The sequence below is a fragment of the Pseudomarimonas salicorniae genome (assembly GCF_023156535.1).
GTDB lineage: Bacteria > Pseudomonadota > Gammaproteobacteria > Xanthomonadales > Xanthomonadaceae > Pseudomarimonas > Pseudomarimonas salicorniae.
The window spans coordinates 70,739-84,825 of record NZ_JALNMH010000009.1 but is presented as its reverse complement, the minus strand read 5'-3'; the positions used below and the strand labels follow the sequence as shown (position 1 = coordinate 84,825).

The 14,087-nt window shown below is 67.9% G+C and carries 7 protein-coding genes; all 7 read left to right on the top strand.

The window, feature by feature from the left end; genetic code table 11:
- Positions 1-201: 201 nt before the first annotated feature.
- The 7 genes from M0G41_RS11585 (at position 202) to M0G41_RS11555 (ending at position 14,071) form a co-directional block, all read left to right on the top strand.
- Positions 202-2,760 carry a glycoside hydrolase family 3 protein gene (locus M0G41_RS11585; protein WP_425511250.1) on the top strand — a complete coding sequence of 853 codons (2,559 nt, stop codon included), beginning with the start codon at positions 202-204 and terminating at the stop codon, positions 2,758-2,760.
- A gap of 153 nt (positions 2,761-2,913) precedes the next feature.
- Positions 2,914-5,925 (top strand): TonB-dependent receptor, encoded by a 3,012-nt coding sequence (locus tag M0G41_RS11580; protein WP_248209354.1) that lies wholly within the window; start codon positions 2,914-2,916, stop codon positions 5,923-5,925.
- A gap of 111 nt (positions 5,926-6,036) precedes the next feature.
- On the top strand, positions 6,037-7,578 hold the full coding sequence (locus M0G41_RS11575) for a tryptophan halogenase family protein (RefSeq protein WP_248209353.1): 1,542 nt from the start codon (positions 6,037-6,039) through the stop codon (positions 7,576-7,578).
- A gap of 10 nt (positions 7,579-7,588) precedes the next feature.
- Positions 7,589-8,296, top strand: a complete 708-nt coding sequence (locus M0G41_RS11570) for a SapC family protein (protein WP_248209352.1) — start codon at positions 7,589-7,591, stop codon at positions 8,294-8,296.
- Positions 8,286-9,290, top strand: coding sequence for a cupin-like domain-containing protein (locus M0G41_RS11565; RefSeq protein WP_343226482.1), 1,005 nt, complete (start codon positions 8,286-8,288; stop codon positions 9,288-9,290). Before M0G41_RS11570 ends, M0G41_RS11565 begins: the two co-directional genes overlap by 11 nt.
- Positions 9,291-9,326: 36 nt before the next feature.
- Complete coding sequence (locus tag M0G41_RS11560) at positions 9,327-10,823, top strand: tryptophan halogenase family protein (RefSeq protein ID WP_248209351.1); 1,497 nt, start codon at positions 9,327-9,329, stop codon at positions 10,821-10,823.
- Between the two features lie 164 nt (positions 10,824-10,987).
- The gene (locus M0G41_RS11555) at positions 10,988-14,071 is read left to right on the top strand and encodes an efflux RND transporter permease subunit (protein WP_248209350.1); all 3,084 of its coding nucleotides are present in this window, start codon (positions 10,988-10,990) and stop codon (positions 14,069-14,071) included.
- Positions 14,072-14,087 lie beyond the last annotated feature (16 nt).

Genomic DNA, 14,087 nt, shown 5'->3' with positions numbered 1-14,087 from the left:
CCCGCTCCTTCCCGCAGCGCTGCCGCTTTGCGGACAGCGGCCGATGCGGCCCGGCTGCAGCGACCACCCCGTCCCGACGTCAGTAGGCACGACAATTGACAACGCTGTCAATCGTGGTGCCATAATCCGGACTCGCGGGGCCGCCAAGCGCTGGACGGGCCCCACAGGGAGCGAAGGGAGGGAGCGATGCGCAGCGATTCCATGGACCCGAAGGGTCGGCCGGAGGGGTCCGTCCGGGCCGGGCGAGACCTTACCCTGGGCTTGGCCCTGCTGGCCTGCGTCGGTGGTTTCGCCACCCCCGTACCCGTCACGGCCATGCCCGGCGATGTCGCCGTTACCCCCGAGCTGTGGCCGCGCCTCGAGTCACCCATGGCCCGCGACCCCGTTATCGAGCAGCGGGTGGACAGCCTGCTGGCGAAGATGAGTCTTGAGGACAAGGTCGGCCAGGTGGTGCAGGGCGACCTCGACTCGCTGACGCCCGAGGACCTGCGCAAGTACCGGCTTGGTTCTGTGCTGGCCGGCGGCAACTCCGATCCGGGCAAGCGCTACAACGCCCCCGCGGCCGACTGGCTGAAGCTGGCCGATGCCCTGCACGAAGCCTCGGTCGATACCTCCGCCGGCGGCCCCGGCATCCCGGTACTGCTGGGAATCGACGCCGTGCATGGGCACAACAACGTGGTCGGCGCGACCCTGTTCCCGCACAACATCGGACTGGGCGCCGCCAACGACGCCGAACTGGTGCGGCGCATCGCCGAGGCGACTGCCGTCGAACTGCGCGCCACCGGCTTCGAGTGGACCTTCGCACCGACCGTGACCACGCCCCGCGATGACCGCTGGGGGCGTACCTACGAGGGCTATTCCGAAGACCCCGCCCTGGTCGCCCGCTACGCTACGGCGGTGGTCGAGGGGCTGCAGGGGCCGGTCGGCTCGAAGGGCTTTCTCGGTGCCGACAGGGTGGTCTCGACCGCCAAGCACTACATCGGCGACGGCGGCACATTCGAGGGACGCGACAAGGGCGACACCCGGGTCACCGAGGTCGAACTGCGCGACGTCCACGGCGCAGGGCACATCGCGGCGCTGAAGGCCGGCGTGCAGTCGATCATGGCCTCCTTCTCGAGCTGGAACGGACTGAAGATGCACGGCCACCATGGCCTGCTGACCGTCATCCTCAAGGAGCGGCTGGGTTTCGACGGCTTCGTGGTCGGCGACTGGAACGGGCACGGCGAAGTCGAGGGTTGCACTGACAAGAGCTGTCCGCAGGCCTTCAATGCCGGCGTCGACATGTATATGGCCCCCGACACCTGGCGCGAGGTCTACACCAATACGCTGGCCCAGGTGCGCGACGGCACGATTCCAATGGCGCGGCTGGATGACGCGGTGCGCCGGATCCTGCGGGTCAAGCTGCGTTTCGGCCTGTTCGAGGCACCGCTGCCATCGGCACGCAAGCACGGCGGCGATTTCGAGGTGCTCGGCAGCCCGGGCCACCGGGCGCTGGCCCGTGAGGCGGTGCGCCGTTCGCTGGTCCTGCTCAAGAACGAGGGGGTGCTGCCGCTCGACCCACGCAAGCGCCTGCTGGTCGCCGGTGATGGCGCCGATGACATCGCGAGGCAGAGCGGAGGCTGGACCCTGACCTGGCAGGGCACCGGGACCACGCGTGCCGACTTCCCTCGCGCGCAGACCATCTGGGAGGGGCTTCGGGAAGCTGTGGAAGCCTCGGGTGGACAGGCCGAGCTGGCCGCTGATGGTCGCTACGCCACCCGGCCGGACGCTGCCGTTGTGGTCTTCGGCGAGGCCCCCTACGCCGAGTTCATCGGCGACGTTCCGCATCTGGGCTATCAGGTCTCCCGGCCGACCGATCTTGCCCTGATCCGCCGGCTCAAGGCCGAGGGTATTCCGGTGGTCGGCGTCTTCCTCAGCGGCCGGCCGATGTGGGTGAACCGCGAGATCAATGCCGCCGACGCCTTTGTCGCAGCCTGGCTGCCGGGGTCGGAGGGGGGGGGCGTCGCCGATGTCCTGCTCGCCGATGCGAAGGGCGAGGTGCGCCATGATTTCGCAGGGCGGCTGCCGTTCTCCTGGCCCCGTCATGCCATGCAGACCCCGTTGAATGCCGGGCAGGTGGACTACCATCCGCAGTTCCCGCTCGGCTTCGGCCTGAGCTACGCGAGTCCTGCCGCGACCCCGCCACTGTCGGAGGAGGCCGGACTTGAACGCCTCGAGCAGGGCGCGGTCGACGTCTTCTTCGCCCGCGGCAATACCGCCGACGGCTGGCAATGGTGGGTTGGCGACGGTGAGCAGCGTGGCGCCGCCCCGGCCACGCTGCCCAGCCGGGATCTGGCAAAGGCGCTGGAACTCAGTGCGGTGGATCATCTCGCCCAGGAAGACGCCCGACGGATCCGCTGGAAGGGTGGGGCGCGCGGCAGGGCCTGGCTGGAATCTGAGCAGTCGGTCGACCTCGCCAGCCTGCCTGAGGAGCGCAATACCCTGGTCGCCACCCTGCGCCTCGCCGCGCCGCCCCAGGGGCCGGTGACACTCAGCGTGGGCGGCACACCGCTGCGGATCGATGCCCTGCTGGCGACGCTGCCGGCCAGGGAATGGGTCGAGGTGGGCTTCCCGCTGTCCTGCTTCGCCGAGGCCGGCGCGCCGCTCGGCGCCGTGCGCCAGCTGTTTGGAATCGACACCGAGGGCCAGATGGAACTGTCCGTTTCGAAGGTCGCGCTCGGAGCGCCGCCGGCCCGCGTCCTGGAGTGCATAACAGAGTGATTCGCCCGGCGGGACATGCTGCATTGCAGCATTCCGCCCTTTGTTGACAACGCTGTCATTTCGGCGTGCAATGCCCCCGCGCCGTACGAGAAACCCGGGGTAGAAGCCAGTCACCTATTCGTGTCCTGCACGAGTTCGAGGGGAGGGAAAACCATGAGTTCAATGAATCCTGTGCCGCAGCGGCGGCTGTTGTCGGTCGCACTGCTGCTGGCGCTGGCACAACCGGGCCTCGCCGGCGCCCAGGAGGCCGACGACGAGTCCGCGGAGAAGTCCGAGGACACTGAGTCCACCCTCGGCGAGGTCGTGGTCACCGGCATCCGCGGAAGCCTGGCCTCCTCGATGAACGTCAAGCGCGACGCCCAGGGCGTGGTCGACGGCATCATCGCCGAGGACATCGGCAAGTTCCCGGACACCAACCTCGCCGAGTCGCTGCAGCGAATCAGCGGCGTCTCGATCGATCGCGTCAACGGCGAGGGCTCTCGGGTCACCGTGCGCGGCGTAGGACCCGACTTCAATCTCGTCCTGCTCAATGGCCGGCAAATGCCCGGTTCGAGCATCGCCGAAACCGGCGCGTCGAACTCGCGCTCCTTCGACTTCGCCAACCTCGCCTCCGAGGCGGTGGCCGAAGTCGAGGTCTACAAGACCAGCCGCGCCTCGACCCCGACCGGCGGCATCGGCGCGACCATCAACATCAAGACCACGCGCCCGCTGGACGCGCCGGGCTTCAAGGCCAACCTGGGCCTGAAGGCGGTGCATGACACCTCGGTCGACAATCTGCCCGATTCGCTGCAGGGCGACTCGGTTACGCCGGAGGTGTCCGGCATCTACAGCAACACCTTCGCCGACGACACCTTCGGCATCGCGCTGAGCGGCAGCTACCAGGAGCGCGACTTCGGCTTCAGCCAGGTCTCCGTGCCCAATGGCTGGCGCACCTTCCGCGGCGACGAGAACAACTGGGGCACCATCCCGCAGCCCGGCACGCCCGGCTCGGAAAACATCATCAACCGCCCCGGTGCCAACGACATCTACTCGGTGCCGCAGAACATCCTGTACAGCGTCAATGGACTCAGCCGCGAGCGCACCAACGGTCAGCTGACCCTGCAGTACGCGCCGGCCGACAACATGACGGCGACGCTGGACTACACCTACTCCGAGAACAAGATCCAGCACCGCCGCAACGAGCTGTCGGCCTGGTTCAATTTCGGCCCCTCGTCCAGCGCCTGGACCGACGGTCCGGTGGCGGCGCCCCTGCTGTACTCGGAGTTCATTCCGGCGGCCAACAGCGATCTCGCCATGGGCGGCGCGATGTTCGGCACGGTCAACGAGAACAAGTCGCTGGGCTTCAACTTCGCCTGGCAGGTCAATGATTCGCTGAGCCTCGAGCTCGACTACCACGACTCGCAGGCCACCTCGGGCGCCGACAGCCCGTTCGGCTCCAACGCGGTCCTCGGCACCGCGGGCTTCTTCCGCGGCACCACCACGGTCGACTTCTCGCGTCCGTTCCCGGTGCTCAACGTGGCGCTGCCCAGCGGCCTGTCGCAGATCGATCCCAGCGGCATGCTGGTCACCGGCTCGAGCTTCCGCAACAGCTACATGAAGGCGGAAGTGGAGCAGCTTCAGACCCGTGGCCAGTTCGAGTTCGAGGACTACTCGAAGCTCGACTTCGGCGTCACCGCCACCGACGTCAACAACCGCTCGGCGTTCTCCAACGTGCAGCTGGACAACTGGGGCGGCGCCACCAGCCCGGATGATTATCCGGACGGCGTATGGACCCTGGACAACATGGGTCGCTATTTCGACCAGTTCGGTGGCCACAACGACCCGGCCTTCTCCAGCGCCTTCTTCACCTGGAATTTCGCCACCGTGCGTCAGCTCGCGGCGGATGCCTGGGCCCGCGCCGGCAACGATCCCAACCAGTACCTGGCCTCCAACGAGTTCACCACCGACCGTCGGGTGAACGAGGAATCCAAGAGCGCCTACCTGCAGTGGAGCAAGACCTGGGACCTGTCCATGCCGCTGACCGTGGCGGTGGGCGTGCGCTACGAGGAAACCGACGTGACCTCCTCGGCCCTGGTGCCGACGGCGACGGCGATCTCCTGGGGCTCGGCCAACGAGCTCAGCATCATCCGCGGCGAGCAGGGCTTCACCACCCTGACCGGCAGCTACGACTACTTCCTTCCCAACCTCGACATGGCCCTTGAGGTCACCGACGAGATCATCCTGCGCGGCAGCTACGGCGAGTCCATCGGCCGTCCTGGCTGGGGCGACATCCAGGGAGGTCAGACGCTGAGTGACCTGGTCCGCGTCGACGGCGGCACCGGCAGCCAGGGCAACCCGGGTCTGGAGCCGCTGCACTCGCAGAACTTCGACCTGTCGCTGGAGTGGTACTACAGCGAGGCCAGCTACGTCTCGGCCGGCTTCTTCCGCAAGAACATCGACAACTACATCGGCGTCACCCAGATCGTCGACACGCCGTTCAACCTGCACACCCCGATCGGTGGCGACTACTGGAACGCGGCGCTGGCCAACGGCTGCACCGTGGCCGACGTGGTCTGCATCCGCAATTACATCTTCGACAACTTCAACGGGCAGCCGGGCGTGACCCGAACCGGTGTGGACTCCACCGGCAACCGCACCGGCACCATTGTCGGCCAGCCCGGTGATCCCATCGCCAACTTCCGCATCACCGTGCCGGCCAACCAGCGCTCGGCCTCGTTGGACGGCTGGGAGTTCAACATCCAGCACATGTTCGGTGACAGCGGCTTCGGCGTATCGGCCAACTACACGATCGTCGACTCGGGTCTGACCTATGACAACTTCGTCATCGGCGAGCAGTTTGCCCTCGAGGGCCTGAGTGACTCGGCCAACGTGGTCGGCTTCTACGAGAAGGGTCCGTGGCAGGTGCGTCTGGCCTACAACTGGCGCGACAAGTTCCTTTCCGGCCGCTTCGACGGGGCCGGGCCGAACCCTGCCTATACCGAGGACTACGGCCAGTTCGACATGAACATCGGCTACCAGTTCAGCGAGAACCTGACCCTGGCGTTCGAGGCCATCAACCTCACCGACGAGACCCAGCGCATCCACGGTCGCAACGTGAATCAGCTGCTCTTCGGCACCCAGACCGGGGCGCGTTATATGCTGGGACTTCGCTACAAGTTCCAGTGAGGGCATGATCCCGGCGCTCCTTTCTCGTCATGAGGCTGCATCATCCCCAGGGACGGGGATGATGACGGTGGAGAAGAGGCCAGTCCTGGCCAACGCAATGGAAGCCCGGTCGTGAGGCCGGGCTTTCGTCGTGTGCTGGTGGTCGGCGGCGGCTCGGCCGGCTGGCTGACGGCAGGCGTCCTCGCCAGTCAGTTGGGCGGCGAGGGTGGGATCGAGGTCAGCCTGGTCGAGTCACCCGACCAGCCTGCGATCGGTGTGGGCGAGGGCACCTGGCCCAGCATGCGCGACACCCTGCGCCGGATCGGCGTCTCGGAAGCCGATCTCGTCCGCGAGTGTGATGCCGCATTCAAGCAGGGCTCGAAGTTCATCGGCTGGACCGAGGCTTCGGACACCCTCGGCTACTACCATCCATTCTCGCTGCCCCACGGCCACGGCGAAGTCGACCTCGTCAACGGCTGGCTGCGGCAGGAGGGCGCCGCGTTCGCCCACCTGGTGAGCGCCCAGCCGGCGGTCTGCGAGGCGGGCCTCGGCCCGAAGCAGCTGGCCACGCCCGAGTTCGCCGCCGTCGCCAACTACGGCTACCACCTGGACGCGGTCAAACTCGGCATCTTCCTGCGCCGCCACTGCGTGGAGCGCTTGGGCGTCAGGCACATCGTCGATCACGTACTGGCTGTCGATTCGGCCGAGGACGGCCGCATCGCCGCGCTGCAGACCCGCGCGAGCGGCGCGCTTGCGGCCGATCTGTTCGTCGACTGCACCGGGCTGCGCAGCCTGCTGATCGGCCAGCATTTCAACGTGCCCCGGATCGACTGCACGCCCTGGCTGTTCAATGACCGTGCGCTGGCCCTGCAGGTGCCCTATGCGCGGCCCGACAGCCCGGTCGCCTGCCAGACCACGGCAACCGCCCAGTCCGAAGGCTGGATCTGGGACATCGGGTTGCCGACCCGGCGCGGCCTCGGTCACGTCTACAGCAGCCAGGACTGTTCGGAGGATGCCGCAGCGGCGCGGCTGGTTGATTATGCCCGGCGCACTGGTGCGCCGGCGGATTCGCTGCAGTCGCCCCCGCGTCTGATCCGGCTGGAGCCGGGCTATCGTCGCGAGGCTTTCGTCCACAACTGCGTGGCGGTGGGGCTGGCGGGCGGCTTCGTAGAACCGCTGGAGGCTTCGTCCCTGGTCATGGTCGAGATGGCCGCCGCCATGCTGGCTGAGCAGTTCCCCTCGGACCGCGATGATCTGGCGCTGCTCGCGCGGCGATTCAACGAATCGTTCCGCTATCGCTGGCAGCGGGTCATCGATTTCCTCAAGCTGCACTACGCGATGTCCCGGCGGGAGGACAGCGACTACTGGCGCCGTCATCGGGACCGGCAGACGTGGACCGATGCCCTGCGTGAGCAGGTGCCGCACTGGCGCCGTCAGCCTCCTTCACGCTATGACTTCCCGCGCATCGATGAGATGTTCCCCTCGGCCAGCTACCAGTACGTGCTGTACGGAATGGGCCTGCGTCCCGATGCGCGGCCCGGACGCCCCGGGGTGGCGCAGGCCGAGCACTGCTTTACGGAAACCGCCGCCCTGCGCCGGCGATGGCTCGGCGGCCTGCCTGCCCATCGTGCCCTGCTCAACGACATTGCCGAGCGCGGCCTGCCCCGTCACTGAAGGACCCGAGATGGCCCAGCACCTGCCCCTGAACCCGACCGCCCACCGCGACCTGCGCGTGATCACTACCCGGGGCGCTGCCTACGGAGACGCGATGATGTCGGCGCTGACCTTCCCGGCCGAGTTCCGCAGCGTGCAGGCGCACTATCCGATCGTTTTCCAGAAGCTTCCGGATCAGGGCTTCCAGCCCATCGCCCTGTTCGGACTGAAGGATGGAGAGAACCTTTTCCTGCAGGGGACGCACTGGGATGCCCACTACGTGCCGATGGCCGTGGAGCGTCAGCCGTTCCTGATCGGACGCGGCGAGAGCGGGCCGGCGATGCATATAGACCTGGACAGCCCCCGCGTATCGCGCAGCGCCGGAGAGCCGCTTTTCAACGAGCACGGCGGCACCACGCCCTTCCTGGAACGCATGAATGAACTGCTTGGCCAACTGCACGAAGGCATGAGCTCCGTGGTGCCGTTCGTCGCTGCCCTGGACAGGCACGGCTTGCTTGAGTCCTTTGTCCTCGATGTGGCGCAGCCCGACGGTGGCCAGGCGCGCCTGGCCGGGTTCTACACGATTAACGAGGAGAAGCTGGCGGCGCTGGATGCCGAGGCCCTGCACGGCCTGCATCAGGCCGGCCATCTGGCGGCCATCTACATGGCCATCGCCTCGCTCTCCCAGTTCCGGGCGCTGGTGGAAAGGGCCCAGCGCACGATTCGCCATGACTGGTGAAGTGGCCGAGCTCGCGGGCCCGCCACCGGCCAGGCTGGGCGATGCCCTGGCCGATCTGGGCGAGCCGCGCGTGCTGCGCGGACTGGTGGCCGATTGGCCGATGGTCCAGCACGCCCAGGCTTCCGGCGACGCGGCGATGGACTACCTCGCCGGGTTCGATGCCGGCCTGCCGCTGCAGGCCTGGGTGGCGCCGCCGGAGCAAGGCGGCCGGTTCTTCTACAACCAGGATCTCAGCGGATTCAACTTCCGCCCGGAGCGCGTGGCCTTCGCCGCTGTGCTCGACACCCTGCGGCGCACGGCCGCGGCGCCGGCGGCGCCGGGCATCTATGTCGGATCGACCACGCTGCAGACCTACTTCCCTGGCCTGCTCGAGGACAATCCGCTGGACGGGTTGCCGCCCGATACGCTGGGCAGCATCTGGCTGGGCAACCGCAGCCGCATCGCCGCCCACCACGATGCGCCGGACAACCTCGCCTGCGTGGCCGCGGGACGGCGCCGCTTCACCCTGTTTCCGCCGGATCAGATCGGCAACCTGTATATCGGCCCGCTTGATTTCACGCCGGCAGGGCAGGCGATCAGCCTGGTTGATTTCGCGGCGCCCGACTTCGAGCGCTTTCCGCGCTTCGCCGACGCCCTCGAGGCTGCCCGGGTAGTCGAACTCGACCCGGGCGATGCGCTGTTCATACCCAGCCTCTGGTGGCATCACGTCGAAGGACTGGACACGTTCAACGTGCTGGTCAATTTCTGGTGGCGCGCCGAGCCGGCCTGGCGCGAGCCGCCGATGAACGCCCTGATGCACGCTCTGATCAGCCTTCGTGGCCTGCCAGCCCGGCAGCGCCAGGCCTGGGAAGCGCTTTTTCAGCACTACGTCTTCGCCGACGATGGGGCGGCCGCCGCGCATATTCCGGCGCATGCAAGGCGGCTGCTGGGCGAGCTCGATGCCGGCCGCGTCGGGGAGATCCGCGAGAAGCTCCGCCAGAGGCTGGGACGATGAGCGCCTGCTGCCGCGCACAGGAAAGGATGTACGCAGATGGATGAGAAGAAGGAGGCGCGGCCGATCCGCAGGGTGGTCATCGCTGGCGGCGGCACCGCCGGCTGGATGGCCGCCGCGGCCCTGTCGAAGACCCTTGGCCGGGTTCTCCAGATCACCCTGGTCGAGTCCGAGGAGATCGGAACGGTCGGGGTGGGGGAGGCCACGATCCCGACCCTGGTCACCTTTCACCGACTGCTCGAGATCAACGAGCAGGCCTTCATGGCCGCGACCCAGGCGACGATCAAGCTGGGCATCGCCTTCGAGAACTGGCGCGACCGGGACCAGCACTACATCCACTCCTTCGGCACCACCGGCAAGGACCACTGGACCGCCGGCTTCCAGCACTTCTGGTTGGAAGGACGCAGGCGCGGCCTGGCCCGCGACTATGGCGACTACTGCTTCGAGCTGCGCGCCGCCCAGGAGAACCGTTTTGCCCACCTGCCCAACGGCGGGATCAACTATGCCTTCCACCTCGACGCCGGCCGCTACGCCCGCTTCCTGCGGCAGATGAGCGAGCAGCATGGCGCGGTACGCATCGAGGGAAAGATCCGCCAGGTATGCACCCGCGAGGACGACGGGTTCATCGAGGCGCTGGAGCTCGAGGATGGCCGCCGCATCGAGGGGGACCTGTTCATCGACTGCACCGGCTTTCGCGCACTACTGATCGGACAGGCGCTCGGGGTCGGATTCGAGGACTGGTCGCACTGGCTGTTCTGCGACAGCGCGTTCGCCGTGCAGACCGCGTCGGTCAAGCCGCCCATCCCGTACACCCGGTCGATCGCCGGCGAGGCGGGCTGGCAGTGGCGTATTCCACTGCAGCGGCGGGCCGGGAACGGCATCGTCTTCTCCAGTCGTTTCATCGACAATGACAGTGCTCGCGCCACCCTGATGGGAAGCATCGAGGGCGAGCCGCTGATCGAGCCACGCCTGCTGCGCTTCCGGCCCGGACAGCGGCACAAGGTATGGGAGAAGAACTGTGTTGCGCTGGGCCTGGCAAGCGGCTTCCTCGAACCGCTAGAGTCGACGAACATCCACCTGATCCAGCGCGGCATCATCCGCCTGCTGCAGTGTTTTCCTGCGGTGCTCGAGCAGGCCGAGATCGACGAGTACAACCGGCAGGCGGAGGCCGAGATCACCCACATCCGCGACTTCATCATCCTCCACTACCACGTCACCCACCGCCGGGACACGGCGTTCTGGCGGGCGGCCGCGGAGATGTCCATCCCCGACTCGCTGCAGCACCGGATCGACCTGTTCAGGGAGACCGCCAAGGTGTTCCGGGTGCCGAATGAGCTGTTCGCCGAGAACTCCTGGATCCAGGTGATGCTGGGGCAGGGGCTGGAACCGAAGAGCTGGCATCCGGTGACCGGACTGATGCCCGACCCCGAGCTGCGCGGTTTCCTCGAATCGATCCGCGGAGGGGTCGAGCGCGGCCTGCGCCAGCTGCCCGTGCATCAGCGCTACCTCGAGACCTACTGCCCGGCGGCGGACTGAGCGCGCAACCGGTTCGGGCCGTACCTGGCGGCACACCCGGGCGCGGGATGCGCTCGGCCGGTCGCCGCCGCCGCTCGCTTGGCCGCCGGGCATGACTTGTTTCCCGGGTAGCGCGAGAGGGGCGGGCGCAGGCTGTGCTCGCCTTCATGCCCGGTGTCATGGCCATGCGCCTGATCGAAGCCTCGCTCAAGAATCCGGCCGCGGTCGCCGCGGTGGTTGCCCTGGTCACCCTGTTCGGATTTCTTGCCGCCGCGCGCATGCCGCTGCAGCTGTTCCCGGACATCGACCGGCCGCAGATGAACGTGCAGGCCAACTGGCGCAGCGCCTCGCCGGCCGAGATCGAATCGGAGCTGCTCGACCCCATGGAGGAGGTGTTGCAGGGCCTGCCGGGCCTGGCGCAGATGGACGGCAATGCCTTCCCCGGCAACGCCAACATCACCCTGACCTTCGGCGTCGGCACCGACATGCAGTCGATGATGGTCGAGGTGATCGGCCGCCTCAACCGGCTGCCGCCGCTGCCCGCGGACGCCGACCCGCCGATCGTGCAGCTGTCCTCGGACGAGGCCAATCAGGCGCTGTCCTGGTTCTTCGTCCAGAAGCTGCCGGGCACCGAGGGCGAGATGCTCGACTTCCGCCGCTTCGTCGAGCAGCGTGTGGTGCCGCGGATCGAGGCCGTGCCGGGCGTCGCCGGGGTGCAGGTCAACGCCGGGCCACCTGACGAGCTGGCCATCGATGTCGACCTCGAGCGCGCCGCGGCGCTGGGCATCACCCTGCCGCAGATCGCCCAGCAGGCCAACCGGGCGAACGACGTGTCGGGAGGCTTCATCGCAGCTGGTCGGCGCCAGTACACGCTGCGCTTCGAAGGGCGTTTCGACCCCGACGAAATGGCCCGGATGATCCTTGCCTGGCGCGATGGACAGCCGATCTACCTCGGGGACGTGGCGCGCATCGAGCGCCGTCATCCCGAGCGCTTCTTCTTCGCCTACCAAAATGGCAACCCGGCCATCGCCCTGCGCGTCGACCGCGAATCCGGCGCCAACGTGCTGGCGACGCTCAATGAGGTCAAACAGGTGGTGGCCGAGCTGCGCGAGGGCGAGCTGAAGCAGCATGGCCTCGGCATCGCGCAGAGCTTTGATTCCTCGCTGTTCATCAATCGTGCGATCGGCCTCTTGTCCGGCAACCTGCTTGCCGGCGTGCTGCTGGCAGTCGGCTGCCTGTGGTGGTTCCTGCGCGATCTGCGCGCCACCTTGCTGATCGCCACAGCCATCCCGATCTCCCTGCTGGCGACCTTCATCGTTCTAGAGCTGACCGGGCGCTCGCTCAATGTAATCTCGCTGGCCGGTCTCGCCTTTGCCGTCGGCATGGTGATGGACGCCGCTGTCGTGGTGGCCGAGAACATCGTCCGCCTGCGCGAGGAGGGCAAGCTGCCCGAGGAAGCGGCGGCCAGCGGCACGCGGCAGGTGTCCTCCGCGCTGTGGGCCTCGACCCTGACGACGGTGGCCGTGTTCCTCCCGGTGATCATGATGGGTGACATCGAGGGCCAGCTGTTCGGCGACCTCGCGCTGACCGTGTCGATCGCGGTGGCGGTGTCGCTGGTGGTGGCGCTGTCGGTGCTGCCGGCCGGCGCCCGGCGCTGGCTGCGGGCGCGCAGGCTGGCCGGGCGCGACAGCGGCGGCTATCCGCGCCTTACCGCCTGGCTGATGCGCAGCACCTCGACCCGCCCGCGCCAGATCGGCTGGCTGGCCGGCCTGGTGGTGCTGCCGATCGCGCTCTCGGTGTGGTGGATGCCGCCACTCGACTACCTGCCGCCGGTCAAGCGCGCCGCGATCGACGCCTTCTTCGACTTCCCGCCGGGAATGAGCCCGACCTCGGTCGACCGCGAGATTGTTCCGGCCCTGCTCGAGCGGATGAAGCCCTACATGGACGGCGAGAAGGCGCCGCAGCTGCTCAACTGGTACGTGCTGCTCTGGCCGGGCGGCGGCACCCTCGGCGCGCGGGTGGTGGACGAATCGCAGATCGGCGAGCTCGAACGGATCGTCCGCGACGAAGTGGTGCAGGGCTTCCCCGACACCCGGGCGTTCGCCTTCGAGGGCAACCTGTTCGGCGGCTTCGGCGGCTCGGCGCGGGCCATCCAGGTGCACCTCGGTCACGGTGATCCGGAGCTGCTCAAGAATGTCTCGCTGGCGGGCCGCGAGCTGCTCAACCAGCAGTTTCCCGGCGCCAACGTGCAGAGCTTTCCGAACCCGGATGCCCACTCGCCCGAGCTGCGCGTGCATCCGGACGACCGCCGCCTGGCCGAAAGCGGCTGGACCCGCAGCGAGCTGGGAACGGCGATCCGCGCACTGGGCGACGGCGTCTGGTTAGGCGAGCACTTCGACGGCGACGAGCGCCTGCCGATCATCCTCCGCGGGGTCGGCTTCGACAGCCCGGAGCGACTGGCCCAGGCTCCGCTGGTGACCCCGCAGGGCGGCGTGCTGCCGCTGTCCGAGCTGGCCAGCATCGACACCACGATGAGCCCTTCGACCCTGCGCCGGGTGGACCGCCGGCGCACCGTGACCCTGACCGTCGACCCGCCTGCCGAGCTGTCGCTGGAGGAGGCGCTGGCCCGGGTGAATGAACAGGTGGTTCCCGCGATTCGCGAGCAGCTGCCCGGCGGCACGGTTCGCGTATCGGGCAGCGCCGATCGTCTCAATGGCATCGTCGCCACCATGGGCGGCAACTTTGCCCTCGCCCTGCTCGTGCTGTTCCTGCTGATGGCGGCCATGTTCCGCTCGCTGCGCGACAGCGCGACGGTGATGATGGCGCTGCCGATGGCCCTGCTGGGCGGGGTAATCGGCATGCGTGTGCTTGGCGCCGTCGCATTCCAGCCGCTGGACCTGCTGTCGATGATCGGCTTCATCATGCTGCTCGGCATGGTGATCAACAACGCCATCCTGCTGGTCGCCCAGACCCGCGCCGGTCAGGACGAGGGGCTTGGGATCGATGCCGCGGTGGAGCAGGCGCTGAACCAGCGCATTCGTCCGATCCTGATCGCTGCCCTGACCGGCGTTTTCGGCGCCCTGCCGATGGCCATCAACCCCGGCCCCGGCGCGGTGATCTACCGCGGGCTGGCTGCCGTGGTGGTGGGCGGCGTGGCGCTGAGCCTGGTCTTCACCCTGGTCCTGATGCCGGCCCTGTTGCGTCTGCGCGCAACGCGCTCCGAATCCACCTCCTCCGAAGCCGGCACACCGCTGCCGCGAGCCGCCTGAACCCTGCGTTTCCCCG